General features: G+C 62.9%; 26 protein-coding genes and 1 pseudogene. 6 read left to right on the top strand and 21 right to left on the bottom strand.

Annotation, left to right across the window (positions count from 1 at the left end; all coding sequences use genetic code 11):
* The first annotated feature begins 87 nt into the window (after nt 1-87).
* Both CQ13_RS05525 and CQ13_RS05520 read left to right on the top strand, forming a co-directional pair.
* Nucleotides 88-486, top strand: a complete 399-nt coding sequence (locus tag CQ13_RS05525) for a YciI family protein (RefSeq protein ID WP_057842092.1) — start codon at nt 88-90, stop codon at nt 484-486.
* Between the two features lie 31 nt (nt 487-517).
* On the top strand, nt 518-1795 hold the full coding sequence (locus tag CQ13_RS05520) for an RNA polymerase sigma factor (protein ID WP_057841989.1): 1278 nt from the start codon (nt 518-520) through the stop codon (nt 1793-1795).
* 2 nt (nt 1796-1797) lie between these two features.
* Here CQ13_RS05520 and CQ13_RS45315 read toward each other — a convergent pair whose 3' ends face one another.
* The gene (locus CQ13_RS45315; protein ID WP_245309029.1) at nt 1798-2319 is read right to left on the bottom strand and encodes a putative quinol monooxygenase; all 522 of its coding nucleotides are present in this window, start codon (nt 2317-2319) and stop codon (nt 1798-1800) included.
* On the opposite strand from CQ13_RS45315, the gene CQ13_RS05510 reads away from it, so the two are divergent.
* Nucleotides 2288-2665 (top strand): hypothetical protein, encoded by a 378-nt coding sequence (locus CQ13_RS05510; protein ID WP_057841987.1) that lies wholly within the window; start codon nt 2288-2290, stop codon nt 2663-2665. The two genes, CQ13_RS45315 and CQ13_RS05510, sit on opposite strands and share 32 nt — an antisense overlap.
* A gap of 12 nt (nt 2666-2677) precedes the next feature.
* On the opposite strand, the gene CQ13_RS05505 is transcribed toward CQ13_RS05510, so the two are convergent.
* Nucleotides 2678-3286, bottom strand: a complete 609-nt coding sequence (locus tag CQ13_RS05505) for a TetR/AcrR family transcriptional regulator (RefSeq protein ID WP_028351014.1) — start codon at nt 3284-3286, stop codon at nt 2678-2680.
* Nucleotides 3287-3405: 119 nt separating this feature from the next.
* On the opposite strand from CQ13_RS05505, the gene CQ13_RS05500 reads away from it, so the two are divergent.
* On the top strand, nt 3406-3876 hold the full coding sequence (locus CQ13_RS05500) for an ester cyclase (protein WP_057841986.1): 471 nt from the start codon (nt 3406-3408) through the stop codon (nt 3874-3876).
* A gap of 27 nt (nt 3877-3903) precedes the next feature.
* Entirely contained in the window at nt 3904-4398 is a 495-nt protein-coding gene (locus CQ13_RS05495) for a DUF3237 domain-containing protein (RefSeq protein ID WP_057842091.1), read from the top strand.
* Nucleotides 4399-4409: 11 nt separating this feature from the next.
* Here CQ13_RS05495 and CQ13_RS05490 read toward each other — a convergent pair whose 3' ends face one another.
* From CQ13_RS05490 to CQ13_RS05420, 16 genes and pseudogenes are all read right to left on the bottom strand, one after another.
* Complete coding sequence (locus CQ13_RS05490) at nt 4410-5093, bottom strand: DUF6064 family protein (protein ID WP_057841985.1); 684 nt, start codon at nt 5091-5093, stop codon at nt 4410-4412.
* A complete protein-coding gene (locus CQ13_RS05485; RefSeq protein WP_082637330.1) occupies nt 5093-6010 on the bottom strand; it encodes an aldo/keto reductase in 918 nt (305 codons plus the stop codon). The genes CQ13_RS05490 and CQ13_RS05485 overlap by 1 nt, the downstream gene beginning before the upstream one ends.
* A 69-nt stretch (nt 6011-6079) precedes the next feature.
* Nucleotides 6080-6166 (bottom strand): annotated as a pseudogene (locus CQ13_RS47000) (RadC family protein); the annotation flags it as partial.
* A gap of 310 nt (nt 6167-6476) precedes the next feature.
* Entirely contained in the window at nt 6477-7379 is a 903-nt protein-coding gene (locus CQ13_RS05480; RefSeq protein ID WP_057841984.1) for an ABC transporter permease, read from the bottom strand.
* Nucleotides 7380-7401: 22 nt separating this feature from the next.
* Nucleotides 7402-8373: an ABC transporter permease gene (locus tag CQ13_RS05475; protein ID WP_057841983.1), complete on the bottom strand. Its 972-nt coding sequence runs from the start codon at nt 8371-8373 to the stop codon at nt 7402-7404.
* 109 nt (nt 8374-8482) lie between these two features.
* Entirely contained in the window at nt 8483-10096 is a 1614-nt protein-coding gene (locus tag CQ13_RS05470) for an ABC transporter substrate-binding protein (RefSeq protein ID WP_057841982.1), read from the bottom strand.
* A 90-nt stretch (nt 10097-10186) separates the two neighbouring features.
* Nucleotides 10187-11128 carry an ABC transporter ATP-binding protein gene (locus tag CQ13_RS05465; protein WP_197427252.1) on the bottom strand — a complete coding sequence of 314 codons (942 nt, stop codon included), beginning with the start codon at nt 11126-11128 and terminating at the stop codon, nt 10187-10189.
* Between the two features lie 152 nt (nt 11129-11280).
* On the bottom strand, nt 11281-12282 hold the full coding sequence (locus CQ13_RS05460) for an ABC transporter ATP-binding protein (protein ID WP_057841981.1): 1002 nt from the start codon (nt 12280-12282) through the stop codon (nt 11281-11283).
* Nucleotides 12283-12672: 390 nt separating this feature from the next.
* On the bottom strand, nt 12673-14127 hold the full coding sequence (locus tag CQ13_RS05455) for a GntP family permease (RefSeq protein ID WP_057842088.1): 1455 nt from the start codon (nt 14125-14127) through the stop codon (nt 12673-12675).
* A 14-nt stretch (nt 14128-14141) separates the two neighbouring features.
* Nucleotides 14142-15170, bottom strand: coding sequence for a patatin-like phospholipase family protein (locus CQ13_RS05450; RefSeq protein ID WP_057841980.1), 1029 nt, complete (start codon nt 15168-15170; stop codon nt 14142-14144).
* A 39-nt stretch (nt 15171-15209) separates the two neighbouring features.
* A complete protein-coding gene (locus CQ13_RS05445) occupies nt 15210-15440 on the bottom strand; it encodes a LapA family protein (RefSeq protein WP_057842087.1) in 231 nt (76 codons plus the stop codon).
* Nucleotides 15441-15498: 58 nt separating this feature from the next.
* Entirely contained in the window at nt 15499-16074 is a 576-nt protein-coding gene (locus CQ13_RS05440) for an HdeD family acid-resistance protein (RefSeq protein WP_057841979.1), read from the bottom strand.
* A gap of 222 nt (nt 16075-16296) precedes the next feature.
* Entirely contained in the window at nt 16297-17010 is a 714-nt protein-coding gene (gene radC, locus CQ13_RS05435) for a RadC family protein (RefSeq protein ID WP_057841978.1), read from the bottom strand.
* Between the two features lie 113 nt (nt 17011-17123).
* On the bottom strand, nt 17124-18083 hold the full coding sequence (locus CQ13_RS05430) for an MBL fold metallo-hydrolase (RefSeq protein ID WP_057841977.1): 960 nt from the start codon (nt 18081-18083) through the stop codon (nt 17124-17126).
* A 264-nt stretch (nt 18084-18347) separates the two neighbouring features.
* A complete protein-coding gene (gene map / locus CQ13_RS05425; RefSeq protein WP_057841976.1) occupies nt 18348-19172 on the bottom strand; it encodes a type I methionyl aminopeptidase in 825 nt (274 codons plus the stop codon).
* A gap of 117 nt (nt 19173-19289) precedes the next feature.
* Entirely contained in the window at nt 19290-20600 is a 1311-nt protein-coding gene (locus CQ13_RS05420) for a mechanosensitive ion channel family protein (RefSeq protein WP_057841975.1), read from the bottom strand.
* Nucleotides 20601-20822: 222 nt separating this feature from the next.
* On the opposite strand from CQ13_RS05420, the gene CQ13_RS05415 reads away from it, so the two are divergent.
* Complete coding sequence (locus tag CQ13_RS05415; RefSeq protein WP_057841974.1) at nt 20823-22616, top strand: potassium/proton antiporter; 1794 nt, start codon at nt 20823-20825, stop codon at nt 22614-22616.
* Between the two features lie 59 nt (nt 22617-22675).
* On the opposite strand, the gene CQ13_RS05410 is transcribed toward CQ13_RS05415, so the two are convergent.
* The 3 genes from CQ13_RS05410 to CQ13_RS05400 all read right to left on the bottom strand — a co-directional run bounded on the left by CQ13_RS05410 (nt 22676) and on the right by CQ13_RS05400 (nt 23900).
* Nucleotides 22676-22903: a dodecin gene (locus tag CQ13_RS05410; protein ID WP_057841973.1), complete on the bottom strand. Its 228-nt coding sequence runs from the start codon at nt 22901-22903 to the stop codon at nt 22676-22678.
* A gap of 319 nt (nt 22904-23222) precedes the next feature.
* On the bottom strand, nt 23223-23510 hold the full coding sequence (locus tag CQ13_RS05405) for a DUF1330 domain-containing protein (RefSeq protein WP_057841972.1): 288 nt from the start codon (nt 23508-23510) through the stop codon (nt 23223-23225).
* 21 nt (nt 23511-23531) lie between these two features.
* Entirely contained in the window at nt 23532-23900 is a 369-nt protein-coding gene (locus CQ13_RS05400) for a globin family protein (protein ID WP_245309028.1), read from the bottom strand.
* Between the last annotated feature and the right edge of the window lie 42 nt (nt 23901-23942).

Here is a 23942-nt window from a genome sequence, read left to right as displayed (position 1 = left end):
CGATCCGGCCGCGGCCGGATCGTCGTTCCCTGTAGCGAGACGGAATGGCCGGCCTGATGCCGCCAACTCGCAGCACAGGAGTTGTTCATGCGTTTCATGTCCATCGTTACTTCCCCGCAACCGATGAAGGCCCCGACGCCCGCCCTGATGGAAGCGATGGGCAAGCTTGCCGAACGCGAGATCAAGGCCGGCCGGATGATCGACATGGGCGGGCTGACCCCGTTGCAGCAGGGGGCGCGGGTCTCGATCGACGGCGGCAAGCTGCGAGTCACCGACGGCCCGTTCGTGGAGGCCAAGGAAGTGGTCGGTGGCTACGCCATCTTCGAGTTCCGCGACAAGGCGGAAGCGCTGGCCATGGCCCAGGAATTCATGCAGCTTCATCTCGACCACATGCCCGGCTGGGAAGGCACCTGCGAACTGCGCGCCATGGCCGGCCACGGCCTGGAAACGACCTGCGGCGACGTCGAATCCCCCGCGCACGCTTGATGGCGCGGCATAGCCGATCTGGTCGGCGGCGATGACGGCCGCCGACGTCAATCGCACCATCCTTGCGGTCTGGCGCATCGAACAGCCGCGCCTGATCACAGGGCTGTCGCGAATGCTGCGCGATGTGCCGCTGGCGGAGGATTTGACCCAGGAAGCCTTGGTCGCGGCGCTGGAGCATTGGCCCGCCGGCGGCGTGCCGGAGAAGCCCGGGGCGTGGCTGATGGCGCTGGCCAAGCGCCGTGCGCTGGATCATCTGCGCCGCCGCAGCATGCTCGCGCGCAAGCATGAGATGCTGACGCGCGACCTCGAGCAGGAGCAACTGGCGATGCCAGACCCGGACGTCGCACTCGACGACGATATTGGTGACGAGTTGCTGCGGCTGATCTTCACCGCCTGCCATCCAAAACTGTCGCGCGAGGCGCGCGCGGCGCTGGCGCTCCGAATGATCTGCGGTCTGACCACGGAAGAGATCGCGCGCGCCTTCCTGCAGCCGGAAGCGACCATCGCCCAGCGCATCGTGCGGGCGAAGCGGACGCTGTCCGAATCCGGACTGGCCTACGAAACGCCACGCGGCGAGCAGCTTTCGGAACGACTCGCCTCGGTGCTGGAGGTCGTCTATCTCATCTTCAACGAAGGCTATACGGCCGCCCGCGGCGACGAATGGCTACGGCCGCAGCTCTGCAACGACGCGCTGCGCATGGGCCGGGTGCTGACGCTGGTCGCGCCGCAGGAAGCCGAAGCCCACGGCCTGCTCGCGCTGATGGAGCTGAATGCTTCGCGCACCGCGGCGCGCACCGACGCAGCCGGCGATCCGATCCTCTTGATGGATCAGAACCGCGCGCTGTGGGACCGGCTTCAGATCCGCCGGGGATTGCTGGCGCTGGCACGAGCGCACGAGCTCGGCGGCGGGGGCGGATTCTATGCACTGCAGGCGGCGATCGTCGCCTGTCACGCCAGGGCCGTTACACCTGATGAAACCGAGTGGCCGCGCATCGCCGAGCTCTACGCCAAATTGGGCGCGCTGGTGCGCTCGCCGATCATCGAGCTCAACCGCGCCGTGGCTATCGGTATGGCCGAAGGGCCGGCGGCTGCGCTCGCGATCGTGGACGGATTGGCCGGCGAGCCCGCGCTGAAGACCTATCACCTCTTCCCAAGCGTCCGCGGCGATCTGCTGCACAAACTCGGCCGCGTTGCAGAAGCCCGCGCTGCGTTCGAGCTCGCGTCAACGCTTGCGACCAACAAGCGCGAACGCGAATTGTTGCGGCGGCGGGCCACTGAGACGAGCAGTGGCGCGCCGAAGTCGTTCTGACTTCAGATGAACCGGAATTGCGACCGCTCGCGTTTGGCGAGTTTCGGAATCGCCTGCCCGAGAATGATGTTCTTGAAGTGATCGGTCTGCTGATGCTCGGCGAAGGCCGCTTCGCCTGCGAATACCTCGTAAAAGAAGAATTCTCGTGGCTTTGCGATGTTCTGGTGAATCTGGAATGCCTTCACGCCGGGCTCACGCTGTGCCTGCGGCAGAAAATCTTTCAGAAGCTCCGCGACGGTGGCTTCCTCACCCGAATTGACTTCCCAGAATGCGGTGACGATCAGGTTCTGGTTTGCGTTGTTGGTAGCAGCCATAATGTTCTCCTGTGAAATATTAAGCACGTGCTCGTTGGAGCGGCGATGCGGATCACAATGGCTGATTTTTCGACAAGAATGCTTCGGTGCATGTCGAATAATAATGTCAACATCGAAGCCGGAACCAGCTTGGCGATGCGCGCGTTTCCCCGGAGATAATTTTGCCTGGAGCAGCCGCATGGCCAAAAAGACCGTGCTCGCCATCGGCATCGAGCCTTCCTTCGTCGACTTTAGCGCCTTCCCGGGGCTCACGGCTGAACTGATGACGAGCTATGTTGGAGCTCAGATCGAGCAGCTTCGCGCGATGGGCTATGAGGCCGATAGCTGCCTGATCGATCTCGGCGATACCGCCGAAGCGGTCGCCGCCGCGGCGCTGGGCGCAAAGCATTATGACTGCGTCATGATCGGCGCCGGGCTGCGCGAGCCGCGAGAGCGGCTGCACTTGTTCGAGCGGATCATCAACCTGGTTCACCTCGCCGCGCCGCAAACGCGCATCTGCTTTAACACCACACCGGCCGACACCGCCGAGGCGGTGCAACGATGGGTCGCGCCGTGAGCGCGCTTGCGCTCAAGTGGTGCGGAAGGCGCCGAGCAGGCTGCCGATGATCTTTTGCCCGCGGGCTCGGAGCCTTTTCGGATTCTCTGCCCCGGGCAGCAGCAGCGCTACCTCGCAGATCATCGCATCGACCATGCGGCTCAGGAGCTCGATATCCTCGAAATCGAGCTCGCCCTGGCGTTTTAGCGCGGCAAGCGTCGCGGTGAGCAGGGCCATCGGATGGGCTTCCTCGATCTCCCGGTAGCGCGCATTGCCGAGCACGGCCGGCGCTTCCTGGATGACGATGCGCGCATAGGCCGGTTCGAGGCAGGCGTCTAGATAGGCTTCGATGCCCTCGGTCAGGCGGTCCCATATCTTGCGCTCCATCTTCGCTCGCGCTTCGATCCTGGCCGCGGCCTCGATCTGCAGGGCGACGACGACGGCGTCGAACAGCGCCTTCTTGTCCTCGAAGTGGTGGTAGAAGGCGCCGCGCGTCACGCGCGCGGCGCGCGAGATCGCCTCGATTCCCGCCGCCTGATAGCCCTCGCTCGCAAAAATGTCCCGGCCGGCCGCCAGCAGCGCCTGCCTCGTGGCTTCCGTGTACTCCTCGCGGCGGGTTCGTTCGCGTCCAGCTTCCTGCATGCCCCCACATACCACTTGACGCCTATGATCCTACTAACATATAACATACATGCAGTATGTGAAATACATCTGGTGTGAATTCGAGCAGAAGAGCTCAAGGGAAGGAATGGGAGGAGGGCATGAACAGCGATCGAATGTTCGAATTGGCGCAGGCCCTGGCGAAGGCAAAGAGCCGTCAGGACGTGCCGGCGGCGTTAAAGGTCCTCCACGACGACATGGTGCTGGAAAACCCGGCCTTCGGAACCACCGCCCGTGGCCTTGCCGACAATGAGAAGATGCTGAGCCGGTTCTTCGCTTCATTCCCGGATTACAATGTCGTCCTGCAGGGCCACGCCGCCAATGACGATACGCTCGTCTGTTGGTGCCGCGTGCAGATGACAATGACCGGCGATCGTTTCGGCGTGGTGCCGAACGGCAGGCGCGCAGACCTCCCGGTGTTCATCCAGTTTGCGTTCAAGGACGACCGGATTGTCCACGAGCGATTCTTCTTCGACCTTGCCGAACTCTGCGCGCAGTCCGGCGTCTCGACCGACGCGGTACGCCGCAGGATATTTGGCGATGCCGGCGTCCGGCAGCTTGCCGCCGAATGACTTCCTCCCGCGAACCAGGCCCCGATGATGACAGTAGATCCACGCGTCAAACCGGTCGCCGCGATCAGGACGGCATCATTGTTCGACATCGTCGTCGATCTCAATCCGAAACTGAACATCGGCGATGGCCCGCTCGGTCGCCGCATCCTGTTCGGCACGGCCGGCGGCACCTTCGAAGGCCCAAAGCTGCGCGGCGAGGTGGTGCCCGGCGGCGGCGACTGGGCGCTGTTCCGCACCGATGGCGCGATGTCGCTCGACGTCCGCCTGACGCTGCGCACACATGACGGCGCGCTGGTGCACATGACCTACGGCGGACGCTGGATCACGCCGCCCGAATTGCGGTCAGAAATGGCTGATCCCGCGAAACGATATCAGGTTGACCCGTCGCGCTATTACTTCCGCACCAATCCGCTGTTCGAAACCGGGGCGGAACAATATGCCTGGATGAACGACATCGTCTGCGTCGGGTCGGGATACTTGGTCGAGGGCGGCATCGCCTACAACGTCTGCCAGATCGTCTGACGCAGGTGCCTTCACGCGGCCGGAAGCGATCCGCGCTGGCGGATGATCGTCCAGATCCAGGCTGCAGCGGCAAGCGCCACGGCGGCATAAGGAGCCCACGCTTGCGGCTCTCCCATCGTCCGCAGCGTTATGCCGCTCAGCAGGCACCAGAGCACGGGGATCGGCAGCAGCCATGGCACAAGCCCGCCGCGGGCAAGGAGCAGAACGCCGAGCGTCGCGATCGCCGTCGGATCCGGCGCGATGCCAAAGACCTCGGATGAGGCCCAGCCACGTCCCTGCAGAGGCGCAAGCAATGGCTGTCCGGCAATCGCGAAGGCAAGAATGAGATATCCTGTCCAAGCGACTGGCCCGCGGCGGTCAAAGGCAAGACCATCGCGCAAAGACAAGATGAGGAGCAGTCCAGCTTCGACGGCGAAAGCCAGCGCGATATAGGCGGCAGCCCAGTTGATGCTTGAATAACGATTCCACAGGAACGACCACCCGACGAAGATCCAGAGAACCGCCAGGATGAGTACGATCCAACGTGCCCAGATTCCCGGCCGCCACGTGATGAGCAGGATGATGAGCAGGCCGGTGGCAAGCGTCACGACGTGCAGAGGCCAAAGCGCCGCATTGTGCGTTTCGAACATCCGCCAGTAGACGCGCGGCGAAAACAGCAGGAAATCCTCCGCGCGATAGGTCCACCACTCCGACATCAAAGCGCCTGCACGTGGGCCGAGATGCGCTGCCGCGTGGCGAGGTCTGGCATCGGTCCGGCGGCGGCCGAGAGGTTTTCCCGCACGTGGTCGACGCGCGTGGTCGCGGGAACTGCGACGGTGACGGCCGGGTGAGACAGAATGAACTTCAGCATGAGCTGGGCCCAGCTCGACACCCCGAGTTCGGCCGCCCACTCTGGCAGCGGCTTTTTCCCAAGGCGATTAGTCAGCTCGCCCTGCCGGAACGGCCGGTTCACAATCACCGCGATCCCGCGCTCTGCCGCCAGCGGCAGCAGTCGTGCCTCCGCCTCGCGATCCACGACATTGTAGGAGAACTGCACAAAATCGATAGGCTCGTTTCGCATGATCTGTTCGACAAGATCATGACGGCGGCCTTCGGACGTGGTGATTCCGACGTAACGCACCGTACCGGCGGCTTTCATCTGGAGGAGCGTCTGCAGATGCGCCTTCCAGGCGAGCAGGTTGTGAACCTGAACGAGGTCGAACTTTGGCACGCCCCAGAAGCGACGCGACTGCTCGATCTGGGCCGGGCCTGCCGTCGCCGAGGACGTCCAGACCTTTTCGGCCGAGAATATTGCGGGCGGCCGCCCGAGCTTTTGAAGGCCGTAGCCTACCACCGGCTGCGACGACCCATACATGGGGGAGGAATCGATCATGCGGCCGCCACCCTCGAAGAAGGCGGCCATGACAGCAGCGCATTCGTCCCTGAGCACCGGATCGTTGCCGACGTTGAAGGTAATCCAGGTCCCTAGTCCGACGATCGGCATCTCCTCGCGGCTCGAGGGAATAGGACGGCGCGCGGGCTGGCCTTGCTGGGCATGCAACGAGCTTGGCAAATGCGCGGCAGCGGCCGTCGCCAAGGAAGCTTGCAGGAACGTTCGGCGTGTCGTCTGCATCCGAGGCTCCATCATCTCGGCGCACTGATCCCAATATGCTTCTCGCGCGCCATCCTCAGCTAAACAGCATTAGATCAGCTCCAGTCCCCTCAAACTTGCGTGACCGTTTCTGCCGACGATGATGTGGTCGCGCAGGGATATGCCGAGTGGCGCAGCGCCGCGGACTGAGGCAATGACGCTATTCGGCACGAGTTCCTCGTGGTTTGCCTCTTCGTCCTCCCTCATGGTGACGTTGGGAAATCGCGCCGATCGTCCTCACGGCCCGTTCCATGCGCAGGTCCCACATGTGGCCGCAGCTCAGACGGAGGCACCTGCGATAACGCTTGCTCGCAGCGAATGCCTCACCGGGCACAAAGCAAATCCCCGCGCGGAGCGCCTCCTCCAAAACGACGCGACTGCTGATTGAGGTCGGCAGCTCCACCCAGAGCACGAACCCCCCGCCGGCCGCAGGCGTGCTGCCTGCTGTTTACAGGGATCGCAGCCTGGGATCGAACTCGTCGCGTAGCGCATCGCCGAACAGGCTGAAGCCGAACACCGCAAGACTGATGGCGATGCCCGGGAAGATGGCTATCCAGGGTGCGCTCTCGGCGTATTCCTCGGCGCCGCCCTGAAGCATCAGGCCCCATGCCGGCGTCGGCTCCTGCACTCCGAGACCGAGATAGGAAAGCGATGCTTCGAGCAAGATTGCCTGACCCACGAAGGCGGTGATCATGATGAGAAACGGCGCCATTACATTCGGAATCATGTGCCGCAGAATGATCCGGGTGTGGCTGAAGCCGTTGGCGCGGGCGGCGTCGATGTAGGGAAGTTCGCGGATCGCCAGCGCACTCGAGCGAACGACGCGGGCGCAGCGCGGAATGAACGGTATGGTGATCGCGATGATCACGTTCTGCGCCCCTGTCCCGAAGATTGCGATGACGGCGAGCGCCATGATGATCAGCGGGAACGCCATGAATATATCGATGATGCGCTGGAGGATCAGATCGATCTTGCCGCTGAAATAGGCGCTCGCTACCCCAAGCACCAAGCCGAAGGTGGCGCCGACGAACGACGACGCAAATCCGACGAGCAGGGCAGTGCGCGCCCCGTAGACGATGCGCGAGAACACGTCGCGTCCGTATTGATCCGTACCGAGCCAGTTCTCGAGACTCGGTGGCTCGTGCATGCGATCGAATGCGTTGGCGACCGGGTTGTACGGGGCGATGAAATCGGCAAACATCGCAACCAGCACCATGACGATGATGACTGCGCCGCCGGCGGCGCCCAGTGGATTGCGGCGTGCAAAACGACCGATCGCCGAAAGCCTGCTCGGTGCCTTCCGCTCATCCGTCAGCTCGACCTTCGTCCCGAGGTCGGTCGCGATAGTCATGCAAAGCCTCTGATTCCAGCCATCATTTGTACCGAATCCGCGGGTCGAGCCACGCGTAGACGATGTCCACAACAAAGTTGGTGACCACGAATATCGCAGCCACCAACATGACCAGTGCCTGGGTCATCGTGTAATCGTGATTGGTCACGGAAGCGACAAACAGCTTGCCTAGCCCGTTGAGGTTGAACACCTGCTCGGTGACCACCAGACCGCCCATCAGGAACGCGAATTCAATGCCGATGATCGTCACCACCGGCAGTAGCGCGTTTCCGAGCGCATGGCGCCGGATGATAAGCTTCTGGACGAGCCCCTTGGCGCGCGCCGTGCGGACGTAATCCTCGCGCAGTACTTCGAGCAGCGCCGAACGCGTCATACGTGTCGCAACGGCGGAATAGCGGTAGCCGGTCGCCAGGGCCGGGAAGATGGTCATGCTCAGGTTGTGCAAGGGGTCGACCCAGAGCGGCACATATTTAATCGGCGGCATCCAGGGACTTCCGAACACCGACTTGCTGGTGATCAGCAGGCCAAGGATGATCAGGACGCCGAGCCAGAAGGAAGGCATCGCGATTCCGGCGATACTGAAGGCGCGCACCACGTAGTCGATCCAGGTGTTCTGTTTGACGGCGGAGATCGTGCCGAGCGGAATGGCCAGCATGATGGCGGTAAGCGTGGCCATGATCGCGATCTGCAGCGAAAGTTCGAAGCGCAGCGCGACCTCTTCCACGATCGGGCGTCCGGTCCACATCGACTTGCCGAAATCGAATCGGACGAAGCCCCAGATGAAATCCAGGAACTGCACTACATAGGAGCGATCAAGGCCCAGCTCGGCGTGGCAGAGATCGATCGCCTTGGGATCGACGTATCCGGCCCCACCCGCCATGCGCAGCACGCAGACGTCGCCCGGCACCAGCCGCAAGAGGAGGAACACGAGCAGCGCGGCGCCGAGCAGCGTCGGGATCATCAACAGGAGTCGCTTGAGGATGTACTGGTACATGATCGCTGCTGCAGCACTTCGCTCGCGGTGTCGCGGCGGTTTCCCATTCACTGCCTTGCTCTGGCAAGAGCCCTGGAAACCGCTGCTGTCGTCGACCGCCGCCGGGCGGTTACTTGTCGAGCCATACGTTGGCGAGATCCTGATTGAGGTAGTGGCTGGGACTGATCTTCCAGCCCTTCACGTAGGATCGGTGCGGAATGATCCGGTTCCACCACAGCGTGACGAACGAGTGCGCCTGCTCGTCAAGCACGCGCTTCTCGAACTGCCGCATCAGCTTGCGCTGCTCGGCCTCCTCGGGAGCACGGTTCATTGCCTCGAAGATCTTGTCGAGATCGCGATCGGTGTACCCGCCATAGCTCTCGTTGCCGATGTCCGTCGACAGGAACTTGCCTATGTCGAGCAGCGGATTGACGACCGACTGGCAGTTGAAGTCCATCGTCACGTCGAAATCCTGTGACCTGAGCCGCGCGTAGAAGGGTCCTGTCGGCTCCATTTTCTGCTCGACCGTCACGCCGATCTGCCGCCACTGGTCGATGAGCCACGTGCCCACGATCGTATATGGCTGGTCGACGGCGCGGTTGGACAACACAAACGTCAAGTCCGAAACGCCGGCCTCCTGCAGCAGCCGCTTCGCCTCGGCACGCGACTTGTTGATGTCCGGCCAAAAGCCAGGGATCTGTTCGAGCTCCGCCTTCGTCGCCGCCAGCGGGTGACCCGGGAACACGACACCGCCAACCGCCTTCACGATGGCGATGCGCGAAAGGCTCTTCGATCCGTCCCAGCGGTCGACCGCCAGCGTGAGCGCGCGGCGAACGCGGACGTCGTCGAACGGCTTCTTCTTGTGGTTGGGGGTGAACAGGAGCACGCAGTTCCAGTCGCTCTCCTGGACCGTGATGTCCCCGCCGAGTGCTTCGACGAGGTCGTCGCGGCTCTTCGGCGGGAAGCCGCGGAACTCGATTGCGGCTCGGTCGCCGCGGATCGCTTGCACGCGCACCGCCTGCTTATTGGAGAAGATCGCCTCGAAGCCGTCGAGATAGGGCTGCCCGGGAACGTGGTAGTCGTTGTTGCGCTCGCCGCGCACGGAGGCGCCTGCCTCTCTTCCCGCGAACTTGAAGGGCCCTGACCCCATGACATTCTTCTCGTACCAGCGGATGTCCTGGTCGAGCTTCGCCTTCGAGTAGATGAAGTTGTAAGGCGTCGCCAGCGCCGGGATGAAGGCGCCCGATGGATACTTGAGTTTGAATACGACCGTGTGGTCGTCCGGCGCGCTCACGCTGTCGACCATGACGAAATAGGCCACGCGCGCGCTGGTCGTGCCCTCCGGTGGGAAGATGATCTTTTTGTATGATGCGACGACGTCCTGCGCCGTCAATGGCGTTCCGTCGTGGAATTTCACGCCCTGCTTGATCTTGAACGTGTAGGTCCTGCCACCGTCGGTCGGAGTTGGCATTTCCGTGCACAGGTCGCACACGAAGTCCGTCGGTGAGGACGGATTTTCCGGATTGACCTTGATGAGCAGGCTATAGAACGGCGCAAAGGGATGGATCAGCGCGAACGTCGTCTCGCGGTGACCGTCCCAGCTCGGCGGCTCGTCCGGCACCACAAAGTTCAGTATCCCGCCTTTCTTAGGCGCAGCCTGACCTGGAGCTCCGGAGAAGCCGATGGCAACGGCCGCGCCGACCGCGATTATTGACGCGGCCCTGAGATATTTCGCAAGGTTCATGATCTTTCTCCCTCTGGAACACACTCCTCCTGGCTTTTATGGGCCGGGCTTTACGCCCCTGGTCGGTCGCCCTTCTTACGGGGCTTTCATTCAAATTACGGAACAAGCCACCCAATGGCCGGGCCGCAGTTCCCTGAACTCCGGGACAATCTTCGCACAACTGTCGACCGCAAGCGGACAGCGCGGATGAAACACGCACCCCCTCGGCGGATTCATCGGACTCGGCACTTCGCCTTTCACGATCCGATGGGCGCGCGCCCTCTCCAAGTCGGGATCCGGCACCGGCACAGCCGCGAGAAGCGCCTGAGTATAGGGGTGCAGAGGATTGCCGTACAACTCGTCGCAATCCGCCAGTTCGACGATCTTGCCGAGATACATGACTGCGACGCGATGGCACAGGTGGCGGACGACGCTGAGGTCGTGCGCGATGAACAGATAGGTCAGTCCGAACTGGTCCCGCAGGTCCTCCAGCAGGTTGATGATCTGCGCCTGAATCGACACATCCAATGCTGAGATCGCCTCGTCGCAGATGATGAATTCCGGACGTACCGACAGGGCACGTGCGATGCCGACCCGCTGGCGTTGGCCGCCGCTCATTTCGTGGGGATAGCGGTCGGCAAACTTGGGATCCAGGCCACACAGGCGGAGCAATTCCGCGACCCGCGCGTCGCGAGCTGCCTTGTTCGGCTCGGTCCCGTGCACCTTCATCGGCTCGGAGATGATCTCCCCGATCTTCATGCGCGGATTGAGAGAGCTGTAAGGATCCTGGAAGATGACCTGGATCTTCTGCCGCAGGGCCCGCATCGATTTCTGATCGAGATCGACCAGATTCTTGCCGTCGAACAGGATCTCGCCTCCGGTCGGATGCTCGAGCCGCAGGATGCACCGACCAGTGGTGGTCTTGCCGCAACCCGACTCGCCGACCAATCCGAGCGTCTCTCCTTTGCGGATGGTGAGGTTGATTCCGTCGACAGCCTTCACGCGAGCGACCTCTTTGGAGAAGAGAGCGCCCTCAATCACCGGAAAGTGCATTTTCAGGTTGCGAATCGTGACCAACTCCGGCGCCAGGGCGACGCGCCGTTCCGATTGGCGCCTATGCTCGAGCGCGACGTCCGGCACGACGATCGACGCCTGTACCGCCGCTTCGGCGCTCTGCCGTACCGCGCCGGTTGGTTCCATGGGGGTCATGACGATCTCGCCATCGATTCGGCTACGCTATGCGCCTCAAAGCATGCCGCGAGATGATCGCCGCCGTCGATCCGCTCCAAGGGAGGTGACTGACTCGCGCAGCGCGCAATGGCAAAGCCGCAGCGCGGTTGGAACGAGCAGCCGACGCCGAGGCGCGAAAGGTCGGGCGGCTGTCCCTGCACCGGATCGAGCCGAGCCCGGCGCGGCTGATCCATGCGCGGCACCGAACGCAGCAGCGCCAGCGTGTATGGATGGTGGGGATGGTGATAGATGTCGTGCGCAGTTCCACTCTCGATGATCCTGCCCGCGTACATGACATTGACCCTGTCAGCATAGCGCGCGACGATACCAAGATTGTGGGTGATGATGATCAGCGCCACGCCCAGACGCTGCGTCAGATCCTTCATCAGCTCGAGAATCTGCGCCTGAACCGTCACGTCGAGCGCCGTCGTCGGTTCGTCGGCGATGATCAGCTTGGGCTCGCAGCACAAGGCCATGGCGATCATCACGCGTTGGCGCATGCCGCCGCTGAAGTGATGCGGATACTGCCTCAGTCGACGCTCCGGATCCGATATCCCCACCATGCCCAACAGCTCGATCGCACGCGCGACCGCTTGGCCCCGGGTCATGTCGAGGTGCTGCTCCATGGTCTCGGTGAGCTGTCTCCCGATCGTCAGTACTGGATTGAGCGAGGTCATCGGCTCCTGAAACACCATGGCAATGTCTTTGCCTCGGACCTCTCGGATTTCCTCATCGCTCAGCTTGAGAAGGTCTCGGTCCTGGAAGCGAATGCTACCGCCAATGATACGGCCGGGCGGATCGGCAACCAGCCGCAGGATTGAGAGTGCGCTGACGGACTTGCCGCATCCAGACTCACCGACGATAGCCATCGTCTCGCCCTGATTGACATCAAAGCTGATACCGTCGACGGCCTTGACCACACCGGCCGCTGAGAAGAAGTGGGTTTGCAAACTGTCTATCTTGAGAAGCCTGGACACTCGCGCCTCTCGTCATCCGTCACTGTACAGATGGTCTTTCAGCCGTTCGACCTGGCCCGCCTCCATTTCGTCTTGATCTTTCGAGTCTCTCGGCCGCAAGTCAAACCCAATCCTGTGGTACTGCGACAATTTAGACTAAGGTCTTGAATGCATCGGCCCGGCTGGCGGACCAGCCGCCATGCATCCTGGTCATCACTGGCGCGACGCCGGAAGGCTGCCGGAAGGCCGTCGATTGCCTGATCAAGGATCGCGACGCTCTGTTGGCGTTCTACGATGTCCCGGCTGAGCATTGTTGCACTTGCGAACGATCAACCCGAGAGCGAGGGCGTCGGATCGCTGGAAGGGTGGTTGTGCATTATTCACCCTGAGACGGCAGGCCGCGCCGATGGCTCAGAACGATCCCGCCACCGAGCCGAGCGCGATGACGGCAACGAGGGCGATGAGTGCGCCGACGATGCCGACCATGACGATGTCGCGATAGCTGTCCCGGTGCGTCGATCCGCAGACGGCGAGCAGCGTGACGACCGCGCCGTTATGCGGCAGGCTGTCGAGCGTACCCGAACTGATCACCGCCACGCGATGCAGCAGCGCGGGATCGAGTCCGATCTCCGCCGCGCGCGTCATATACGTCGCCCCGAGTGCGTCGAGCGCAATGGTCAGCCCGCCCGATGCCGACCCCGTGAGCGCGGCGAGCACGTTGGTCGCCACCGCGAGCGAGACCAGCGGACCGCCGCCGATCCCGAGCACGGTGTCGCGCACGACATCAAAGGCGGGCATCGCCGCCACCACGGCGCCGAAGCCGACCAGGCTCGCAACGCTCAGGGCCGGTAGCACGGCGGCGTTGGCGCCGGCGTCCATGGTTGCACGCAGGGCCGGCAATCGCCGATGGCTGACGGCGAGGACCGCCACGATTGCGCAGGCGAGGGCTGTGATGACAGCCCATACGCCGCCGACGGCCGCAAGCGACGTTTCGCCCCAGCGAACCTCGGCGAGAAAGCGGGTGTCCAGCGCCGGCAGGATAAGCAGCGACATCGCGAGATTGACGATAATCACCACAATGAGCGGCAGCGCGGCGGGTACAACTGACGGCGGAACGTCGGTCACCGCACCGTGTACGATCTCCGCTGGATCGAACTCCCGCGCGGTGGTGGCGCGTTCGCGCAGCTTTTCGTCCGTGGCAAGACGGGCGGAAGGCATCGGCACGCCGTCGCCGAAGCCTTCGCCGTTTCTTTTTGAGTTGGCCACTTCGCGGTTGAGCCACCACAGGCCGAAGCCGAGCATGATCAACGATGCCAGAATGCCAAGGCCGGGCGCGGCGAACGGCGTGGTGCCGAAGAACGGCATCGGGATCGCGTTCTGGATCGATGGCGTGCCGGGCAGCGCCGACATCGTGAAGGTGGAGGTGCCGAGCACGATTGCCGCCGGCATCAGCCGCCGCGGGATGCCGGCGTTGCGAAACAGCTCGTGCGCCATCGGTGCGAGCACGAAGAAGGCGACAAACAGACTGACGCCGCCATATGTGACGAGCGCTCCGGCGAGCACCACTGCGAGCACAGCCCGCCGCCTGCCCAGCCGCCGCGTCATGAAGGTCGCGATCGCGGCGACCGAGCCGCTGTCTTCCATCAGTTTGCCGAACAGGGCGCCGAGCAGAAACAGCGGAAAGAACTGAGCCAGAAAGCCTGCCGCGCTGACCATGAAGGTCTGGGTCCAGTGTGCCAGCAGCGGCTCGCGGGAAAACAGTGCGGCAACCAGTGCGGCAAGCGGCGCGAGCAGCAGCACGCTCCAGCCTCGATAGGCGAACAAGATCAGCACGCCGAGCCCGATCAGGATGCCGAGAAGTCCCAACAGGGTCATCGCCCTCAGCACTCCGCAAGCAGTGCATCGAGATCGGCGGTGGAGCGCCGGCCGAGGTCGCCAGCATGCGCCTTGAGGAATGCGTCGGCGCTCTTGCGTCCTTCTTCCTTGAGCAGCGAAACGAACTCCCATTCAGCGTTGAGCTTAGATGATGCGCCGAACTCCGTGAGCGTGTCGGTCATGATCCGGTGCGTGCGCATTCCGGCCCAGCGCGCGCCCTCGCCGTGTCCGGGGTCCGCCACCTGGCGCAGCAGCGCGATCATGCGCAATTCCTTCATGAGCGGCGAGTTGAAGGAGATTTCGTTGAGGCGGTTGAGAATTTCGTTTGCCGTACGCGGCGGTTTCGGTCGTTCGCGCGGATTGATCTGCACCAGGATGGTGTCATGAGCGTCGCTTTCGCGCACCAGCGGCGTGAGGGTCGGATTGCCGGCATAGCCGCCATCCCAATAGGGTTCACCGTCGATCTCGATCGCCTGGAACATGGTCGGTAGACAAGCCGAGGCAAGCAGGACGTCGGCCGTGATCTCCGCATTGCGGAAGATGCGGCCGCGGCCGGTGCGCACATTGGTCGCGGTGACGAACAGCCTGATTGATGCCCGGGCCAGTCGCTCGAAATCGATGCTTTCGGCGAGGATGGCACGCAGCGGGTTGAGGCCGAGCGGATTGAGATCATAAGGCGAAAGCACGCGGGCCATCAGGTCCATGGCGACATAGGCGGGTGAGGTGTCGAGCGTCCAGCGGCCCATCAGTCGGTCGAGCGGCGAGCGCTGCAGCGGGCTGAACGCGGCAGCGCGCGACACGCTTCGCCAAAAGGCCGCGAGCGCCGCCCGCGCGCCATCGGCACCGCCTTGCGTCCACCCGTCGGCCACCAGGGCTGCATTCATTGCGCCCGCCGACGTGCCGGAGATTGCCTCGATCCGCAGCCACGGCTCCTCGATCAGACGGTCGAGCACGCCCCAGGTGAAGGCGCCGTGGGAGCCTCCGCCCTGCAAAGCAAGGTCCACCAGAACGGGTTCGCGCGTTGTTTCGTCCATCGTCACCCTCGGTGGCCGGAAGATGAAACGACACTCAATTCAGGACGCCCCGATACTTCCTCTCGACCCTTCGTAAGATCGGCGCAGTAGTGCGAACAGACTGCCACCTGTCGCCGCGCCCAGCAGGTAGGCGACGGCGACCAGCACAGCGAGCGGCACGCGGGCATTCAGGCCGAGGAAGGACATGGTGACGACCTCGAGGTTCTGCAGCGCGAAGATAATGGTCGCCACGACGAACAGAATGATCACGGCGAGGTGGATCCAGCGCATGGGCGCCTCCCTTTCGTCGATCAAGAGACTGCGCCACGCGCAGCCTGCCAACCACACCTCAGCGAGCGCGGCGCAGGCCGAAGCCGAGCCCGATCCAACCAGCGCCAGCCATGATGAGATCGATGGCGAGGAACAGGCCGAGGATATAGAGACTCGAAACCGGCCAGCGCAGCAGGATCAGCACGCCGAGCAGTAGCGTGATCACGCCGGATAGCGCCACCCAGATCCAGGGCGCTTCCCGTTTCATGCTGAAAGCCAGCACGATCCGCATGATGCCCGAGACCAACAGCGCTGCGCCGAGAACGAGGGTCAGTAGCACTGCGGCCAGCAGCGGATTCTGGAACGTGACGAAGCCGGCGATGATGTAGAGCACGCCGAGCAGGGCCCAGAGCAGGAATTTGCCCCAGCTCTTGATCTGGAAGGCGCCAAACACCTCGGCGACGCCGGCGATGATCATCATCACGCCGACCACGAGAACGCTCACGAAGGTGGCCATCGCGACGCTGCCAAGCGCGATAAACCCGGCGAGCAGATAGACGACGCCGAGTGCGACGATCCACCCCCACTTCGCGCGTAGCGGTGCCGTATCTGAAGCGGCCTGAGGGCTCTTTACGCTGTCTGAAGTGCTGGTCATGACGGTCCTCCGATGCGAAAACCTATCCGACGTTAGTTGGTCGGTCCGTCGATGCGAGAGTGCGCGCCGCGGAATGTTCGACGCGTTGATATTAGCGCAACTGCGCGTTGCGATCACCTGATTTCGATATCATCGGTCGTGATTTCTCCGTGCGAGGTCCTGCCGCGGCACAATGCTGGTCGCTTCGTTCGCGATAAACGATTATTGAGCGGTAGCAATACGCTACATCAGCTTCAGCCCTTTCAGGCTGGTGTGACCGTTCTTGCCGACGATGATGTGGTCGTGCACGGAGATGCCGAGCGGCTTTGCGATCTCGACGATCGCCTTGGTCATCTGGATATCGGCCTGCGAGGGCGTGGGATCGCCGGAGGGGTGGTTGTGCACCAGGATCAGCGCGGTCGCCGATAGTTCGAGCGCCCGCTTGATCACTTCGCGCGGATAGACCGGGGTGTGGTCGACGGTGCCCGTCTGCTGCACCTCGTCGGCGATCAGTTGATTGCGCTTGTCAAGGAACAGCAGGCGAAACTGCTCCTTGTCGGCAAACGCCATCCCGCTCCGGCAATAATCGATCACGTCGTTCCAGGACGAGAGCGCAATCTTGCGCTTGATCTCGCCTTTCGCGACCCGGCTCGCCGCTGCGGCGAGCAGCTTGATCTGGTTGATCGAGGCTTCGCCGATGCCGTCGACCTCGCGCAGGCGCGCCACCGGCGCATGGATGACCTCGGCGAACGAACCGAATTTTTTCAAGAGTGCTTTCGCCAGCGGCTTGGTATCGCGCCGGGGCAGGGCCGGAAACAGCGCCATCTCCAGCAGCTCGTAGTCGCTCAGCGCCTCCGGCCCGGCGGCATAGAAGCGCTCGCGCAAGCGTTCGCGGTGGCCGTGATAGTGCGGCGTATCGGCGGGTTGATCCGGGGGATTGCTGGTCTTGGCTGGCATCGGCCGTAAACATGCCGTGCTGCCCAGCTTTTGCAACCCGGAATTGCGGGTACCAGAAGGAAAAGGCGCCGCACAGAGCACGGCGCCCTCGGGTCATTCAAAACTTGCCGCGGTCACGCTTTCACGGCCGCGAACGCGTAGCCGTTGCCGTCCTTTGCGAGCGTGCCGACGTTCGGGAAGCCGAAGTGATAGCCCGTGATCATGCCCTTTTCGGCGATGACGCGATCGAAGAACGCACGGCGCGTGGCTTCCGCCTTCGGCCCGTCCGAATCGAACATCGAGAACCAGCCGGGATTCTTGACGAACAATTGGTGGATGCCGGTCACGTCGCTCTGGATGAACAATTGCTGCCCGCCCGATGCGACCAGGAACGACATGTGGCCGATGGTATGGCCGGGCGTGGCGATGGCCTTCACGCCGGGCGCAAGGTCGGCGCCGTCATTGTACTGTTTGATGTTCTTCCAGGTCGGGAAGGTCGCCTGAATCCGCTTGACGTGCGGGCGGAAGGCTTCCGGCATCTTTTCCACCAGCGCCGGATCGGTCCAGAACTTGTACTCCACCTCGGGCATCAGGATTTCCGCGTTCGGAAATACCTGCGCGTTGGTCTCCTTCACCCACAGCCCCGAAATGTGGTCGGGATGGAAATGCGAGATCACCACCGTGGAGACGGCCGCCGGGTCGAGGCCCGCCGCCTTCATGTTGTCGGCGAGCTTGCCGACCGTTGCTGGGCCATTGCCGCCAAAGCCGGTGTCGAACAGCACGACCTTGCCGCCGGTCCGGATCGCCGTGACGGTGAATGGATTGTCGAATTTGTCCGGACCGATCCCGCCGGCCGTCAGAGCCTTCTTGACGTCGTCGAGCGAGGCGTTCTTGACGAAGCCTTCATTGAGGACGCGCTCGACACTGCCCTCATGCAGGCTGAAGGCCTCGATGTCGCCGACCTTGAATTTGAGGCTGTCCGCCGCGCGCTGCGCATGCGCCGCGCCGATGAACGAGACCGGTCCCTTGAGGCCGAAAACGAGCGCTGCCCCCGTGCTCCCGAGGACCAGATCGCGACGTGAAATCTCGAACATTGCTCTTGCTCCCTTTGGTTGATCCCTAACCCGCTAGAGGCTCTCGCTGCCGGAAGGCGCCCCGTGCCGAGTCCTACACCGGCGCGCCCGGCCTATTCCGCAAAGATCAGGATTAGTTGACTGGCCGCAGGAAGGCGATGTCGTATTGAGAACGACTTGCAACAGGCCGCTTTGGCAGCCTCGTTCAAGCAGTCGCGTCGTTCATCGCAACCAAAAAGTTGAGCCGACTGCGTTCGATGTAGCCGGGTTGGGCCGAAGCGGAATTTAGGTGGCCGCCAGCGGCTTCTCGCCGTTGCGCTCCGACAGCGTGAAGATTTCGACGCCGGTCGCGGTCACGCCGACCGAATGCTCGAATTGCGCCGAGAGCGAGCGGTCACGCGTCACCGCGGTCCAGCCGTCGGACAGGATTTTTACATGCGGCTTGCCGAGATTGATCATCGGCTCGATGGTGAAGAACATGCCGGGCTTGAGCATCACGCCTTCACCGGGCCGGCCGATATGGATGATGTTGGGCTCGTCATGGAACATGCGCCCGAGGCCATGGCCACAGAAATCGCGCACCACGCTCATGCCCTGCGGCTCGACAAAACTCTGGATGGCATGGCCGATGTCGCCGGTGGTGGCGCCGGGCTTCACCGCGGCGATGCCGCGCATCATCGCCTCATAGGTGACTTCGATCAGCCGCTCGGCCTTGCGGGCGATCGGGGCGATCACATACATCCGGCTGGAATCGCCATACCAGCCGTCGACGATGAAAGTGACGTCGATATTGACGATGTCACCTTCCTTCAGCGCGCGGTCGCCCGGCATGCCGTGGCAGACCACGTGATTGATCGAGGTGCAGGTCGAGTAGCGGTAACCACGATACATCAGCGTCGCCGGATAGGCGCCATGGCTGAAGGCGAAGTCGCGCACGAATTCGTCGATCCGCGACGTCGGAACGCCCGCCTTGACGACGTCGGTGAGCTCGTCGAGGCATCTGGCCACCAACGCGCCGGCCCTGCGCATGCCGGCGAAGCCGCTTGCGCCATGCAGCTTGATCTGGCCGGTTTTTCGCAAGGAGGTGTCGGTGGCTTCGATATAGCTCATGGGCGGGTCTTGCTTCTGGAACGGAAAAAGGGGTTGATTTTGAATGCCTAATTTAATGATCCAACCGGTCAGCGCAAGCCGAGGTTGGGCCACGGCGCGGCTTTAAAAGGCCTGCATCTAGCCGGAAACTTCCACTACGGGCTCGACCGGCAGCGCGCCGCCGCGGACGCGGATTTCGCGGACCGGATAGGGAACGCGGATGCCCTCCCGCTTGAACGCGTCCCACAGCTCCAGCATCACGTCGCTCTTGACGTTGTCGAGTCCGTCAGGATCCGGCAACCAGAAGGTCAGCGAGAACTTCATCCCGGCCTCGGCGAACTCGGTCAGGATGCAGTTCGGGGGCTTGTTCTTGATGGCGCGCGGCACGGCGCCGGCAATGTCGATGGCCAGTTTGCACACCGCCCGCGGATCGGCGTCGTAATTGGTGCTGAACAGCACCTTCACCAGCGTGTTCTTGTCGGTATAGGTCCAGTTCACGACCTTCTGTGTCACCAGGTCTTCGTTCGGGATCAGGAACTCGCGGCCGTCGCCGGCGGCAACCGAGATGTAGCGCGTCTTCATCGTGCTGATGCGCCCGGTGTTGTCGCCAATGGTGACGAGATCGCCCGGCTTCACCGACTTGTCGACCAAGAGGATGATGCCGCTGATGAAGTTGGCGACGATCTTCTGCAGACCGAGACCGATACCGACGCCGGCCGCGCCGGTGAACACCGCGAGCGCCGCGAGGTTGATGCCGACCGCGCTCAGGGCAACTGCAATGGCAAACACCATCAGCGTGAACCGGACGATCTTGACCAGCAGCACCTGGATCGACGGCGTCAGATCGCCCGACCGGGTGATGCGGCCTTCCACAAAATTGCTGGCGATGTTGGTCAGCCACAGCGCCACGATCAGGAGCGCGCCGAGCTTGATCAGGAGCAGCGGCGTCAACCTGAGATCGCCGAGCACGATCGAGACCGAATCGAGCGCCTCGACCACCGGCTCGAGCTGGCCCAGAATGCTCAGGGCCACGACCAGCCAGGCCGAGATCGACACCAGCCGGACCACGAAAGTGTTGCGGATCACCGAGGTAACGAGGTTGATGACCAGCCACGCGAAGGCGAGCTTGGCGGCAACCGCGAGCAGATAGCTGCGGCTCGGCCAGGTCGACGCGATCATGACCCCGCGCGCCAGCGTCATCAGAAGCGCGAACACCGCCGTCGACGTGCTACCGACCAGCATGCGGACGAACAGCCGGAACGGCGCCGGCCAGCCCATTGCAACCGACGAAACGTCTATCCTGGAGCGCACGGCGGTGGCGCCGGCCCAGGCGATGCCTGCGGCCGTCAGGATCAGTCCCAGTTGCAGATAGAACCAGGGTGAGGTGACCTCCGCGCCGACCGAACGCGCGGCGTTGTGCAGGATCTCGATGATCTCTTTCAGGTCCATCAGAAAATTCTCGTTCGAGGCTCTGGCCCCATCAGACAAAGGTGATCGCGAATAGCAGGCAGATTCTCACAGGCGACGTGCGGATGCCATCGATACGCCGCTACGCGGGCAGGTCAGGCCGGTAAATCTGGCACATTGCCGCGATCGCAGAAATGGGTTGGCGATCAAGTGTGGCAACGATAAGGATGCAATTGCAAGTATTTGCGACGACATCGGAGGTTCATGGCTTCTCTCGACTCGGTCAGCATCGCCATCTTTCTGGGCGCCATTCTGGTGATGGCGGGCATCCTCTCGAGCCTGCTTGCGTTGCGCTTCGGGGCGCCGCTGCTGCTGGTGTTCCTCCTGATCGGCATGCTGGCAGGCGATGCCGGGCCGGGCCAACTGCCGTTCAACGATGTCCGCTCCACTTACCTGGTGGGATCAGTGGCGCTCGCGCTGATCCTGTTCGACGGCGGCTTGCGAACCAAGTTTCAAAGTATCCGCACCGTGCTGGCGCCATCGATGGTGCTGGCGACGATCGGCGTGTTGCTCACGGCGCTGGTCACGGCGCCGGCGGCCAAATATGCGCTCGATCTGAACTGGACCGAGGCGCTGCTGGTCGGAGCCGTGGTGGCGTCGACGGATGCTGCGGCGGTGTTCCTGCTCGTGCACACGCAGGGCCTGCGCCTGCGCCCCCGTGTCGGAGCGACGCTGGAAGCCGAATCCGGCACTAACGATCCGTTCGCGATCTTCCTCACCCTGATGCTGGTCGAGTTCATTTCGATCGGCGAAAGCTCACCCGGGCATGTCGCCATCGAACTCGCTCGGGGAGGGTTGCTCGGGGCCATCGTCGGCGTGATCGGCGGCCATTTGATAGTGCGGGCGCTCAATCGCGTGGCGCTGCCACAGGGCCTGCATGCGCCCTTTGTCACGACGGCGGCGCTGGTGATCTTCGGCGCAGCGCAGATCTCGCAGGCCTCGGGATTTCTTGCCGTCTATCTCGCCGGCATCATCATCGGCAACCGGCCGACGCGCGCCCACAATTCGGTGGTGACCTTTCTCGACGCCGCGACCTGGCTCGCGCAGATCGTGATGTTCGTCCTGCTTGGGCTTCTGGCGTCGCCGCAGCGCCTGGTGGACAGCGTCGTTCCGGCCGTGGCCGTGGCGCTGGTGCTGATGTTGGTGGCGCGGCCGCTCGCGGTGTTCCTTTCTCTGGCGCCGTTCCGGTTCAATTGGCGGGAGAGGATCTTCATCGCCTGGACCGGTCTGCGCGGCGCGGTCGCGATCTTTCTTGCCTCGATCCCGATGCTGGTCGGACTGCCCAAAGCCTATCTGTACTTCGACGTCGCCTTTGTCGTGGTCGTCATCTCGCTGTTGCTGCAGGGCTGGACGCTGGCGCCGGCGGCGCGCTGGCTGCACGTGGCGCTGCCGCGCGTGGAGCGCGGTCCGCGGCGCGTGGAGCTCGATCTGCCCGGCCAGCTCGAGCAGCAACTGGTCGGTTATCCCGTGCGGGCGAAGAGCCTGTATTTCCGCCGTGGCCTCATTCCATCCTGGTCGAAACCGACGCTCGTCATCCGCGACGAGCGGATTCTCTCGCCCGCCGAGGCTGACCCGATCGCGGCCGGCGATTACATCTATCTGCTGGCGCCGCCGGAAAAGGCCGAGGCGCTGGATCGTTTCTTTGTCGATATGCCGCCGAGCACGGCGCCCGACCCGCATCTGCTCGGGGACTTCATGGTGTCGGGCGAGCACACGCTGAGTGAACTGGCGGAGGTCTATGGTATCGCCATCAGCGAGGATCAGGCCAAGCTGACGCTGTCGGATTATTTCGATATCCATCTCGACCACGCGCCGAAGGAAGGTGCGGAGCTGGCGCTCGATCCCATCGTCCTTGTCGCGCGCAATATCAGCGGCGGCCGCGTCAACGTGGTTGGCCTGCGGCTGCCGGAAGATGAAGAGAAGGTCGTGCCCCTGACAAGTTGGCAGGCCTTCAAGCGCAAGCTTGCGGAGATCTGGTCGTCGGTGGCGGGGGTCTGATTCTTGCTACGCCGCTCCGCCGAGTCCGCAACCGCTGGTGCGACCACTTCGTCCGGAAATTACTCCTCCAGCGTAAATCCAACGCGCAAGGTGACCTGGTAGTGCCGAACAGACCCATTTTCGATATGGCCTCTGGTCTGCACCACCTCGAACCATTTCAATTCGCGAATGGTTTTTGATGCGCGGGTGATGGCGTTCTGAATGGCATCCTCGATGCTCTTTTCGGACGATCCGGCGAGATCCAGGATCTTGTAAACGTGATCCGTCGTTCCAGCGGTATGCGGCATTGCTAACCTCCGTTGCGGCGATTGGTGCCTGCATCCTCCTGTTCAAAATTTTGATGCGATCAGGAGCGTGTCCATTCTGAACGAGTTCTCACGCTCTTCAGTTCCATGATTTTCTGCCTGCTGCCGTGACTTTGCGGTCCCCGGCGGCTTGCCATCACGAGCGCTGGGACGGGGAGCGATGAAAGGCTCCGCGTGCAGCGCAACGCGCTCCGGTTGCCGGAGGATAACGAAAAGGCCGTGCCGCTGACGCGCGCAAGCTTGCGATGTCTGGTCGTCGGTGGCGGGGGCTGAGCACACAGTTTCGCGTGCTCAGGAGCTCTCAGACGCCTTCGACGACCACGAAGTCAGCGTCCGCATATTGTTGGCGGATCGTTTTCGCTTTCTGGTACTCGGCGCTCCGGTAGCAGGCCATCGCAGTGTCGCTATCGGCGAATTCGACGACGACGTTACGATCGCGCGCGTGGCCCTCCATCAACTCGAATGGGCCGCCGCGCACGATGAACTTCGCTCCGAATTTCTCGAAAGCCGGCTGCGCGGCGGCGAGATAGTCCGGGTAGCGTTCGGGTTGCCGAACGCTTACCCGCACGATCCAGTAGGCTTTGGGCATGATCAAACTCCACGTTCGTTTTCAGGCGACGGCCGGCATGGCCGATGTCGCAGCCGCCCTACGCATCACGTCCGCAACGGTTCCATAGGCTTTCGTCCAGGCAGCTTTCGCCGTTGGCGTCCAGGCTTCCTTCAGGCCCTGTTCGAGGGTCCAAAGTAGTGCTGCGCCGACCGTCTCGTAGTGCGCATCGGTCACGCCATAGCGGGCGTGGTTCCGGCCGAGGTTTTCAAGCACAGGGATAAGCGGTTCGAGGTTTTCGAGGCCGTTGACGACCGCGCCAAGGGCCGCCAGCAGCTTGCGGCGCTGCTCTTTCATATCCGTGCGACCAAACATCGGCTGCAAGAAAGGATCGAGTGTGAACAGCCGTTCGTAAAACAGTGTGGCCGCCACGTCGGCGATGGGACGACCTTTGCCCAGGTGACTTTAACTGTT

This window comes from Bradyrhizobium retamae (assembly GCF_001440415.1).
In the GTDB taxonomy this organism is placed as follows: Bacteria; Pseudomonadota; Alphaproteobacteria; order Rhizobiales; family Xanthobacteraceae; genus Bradyrhizobium; species Bradyrhizobium retamae.
Note: the sequence above shows the minus strand (reverse complement) of the source record. Positions and strands in the feature narration are given on the sequence as shown.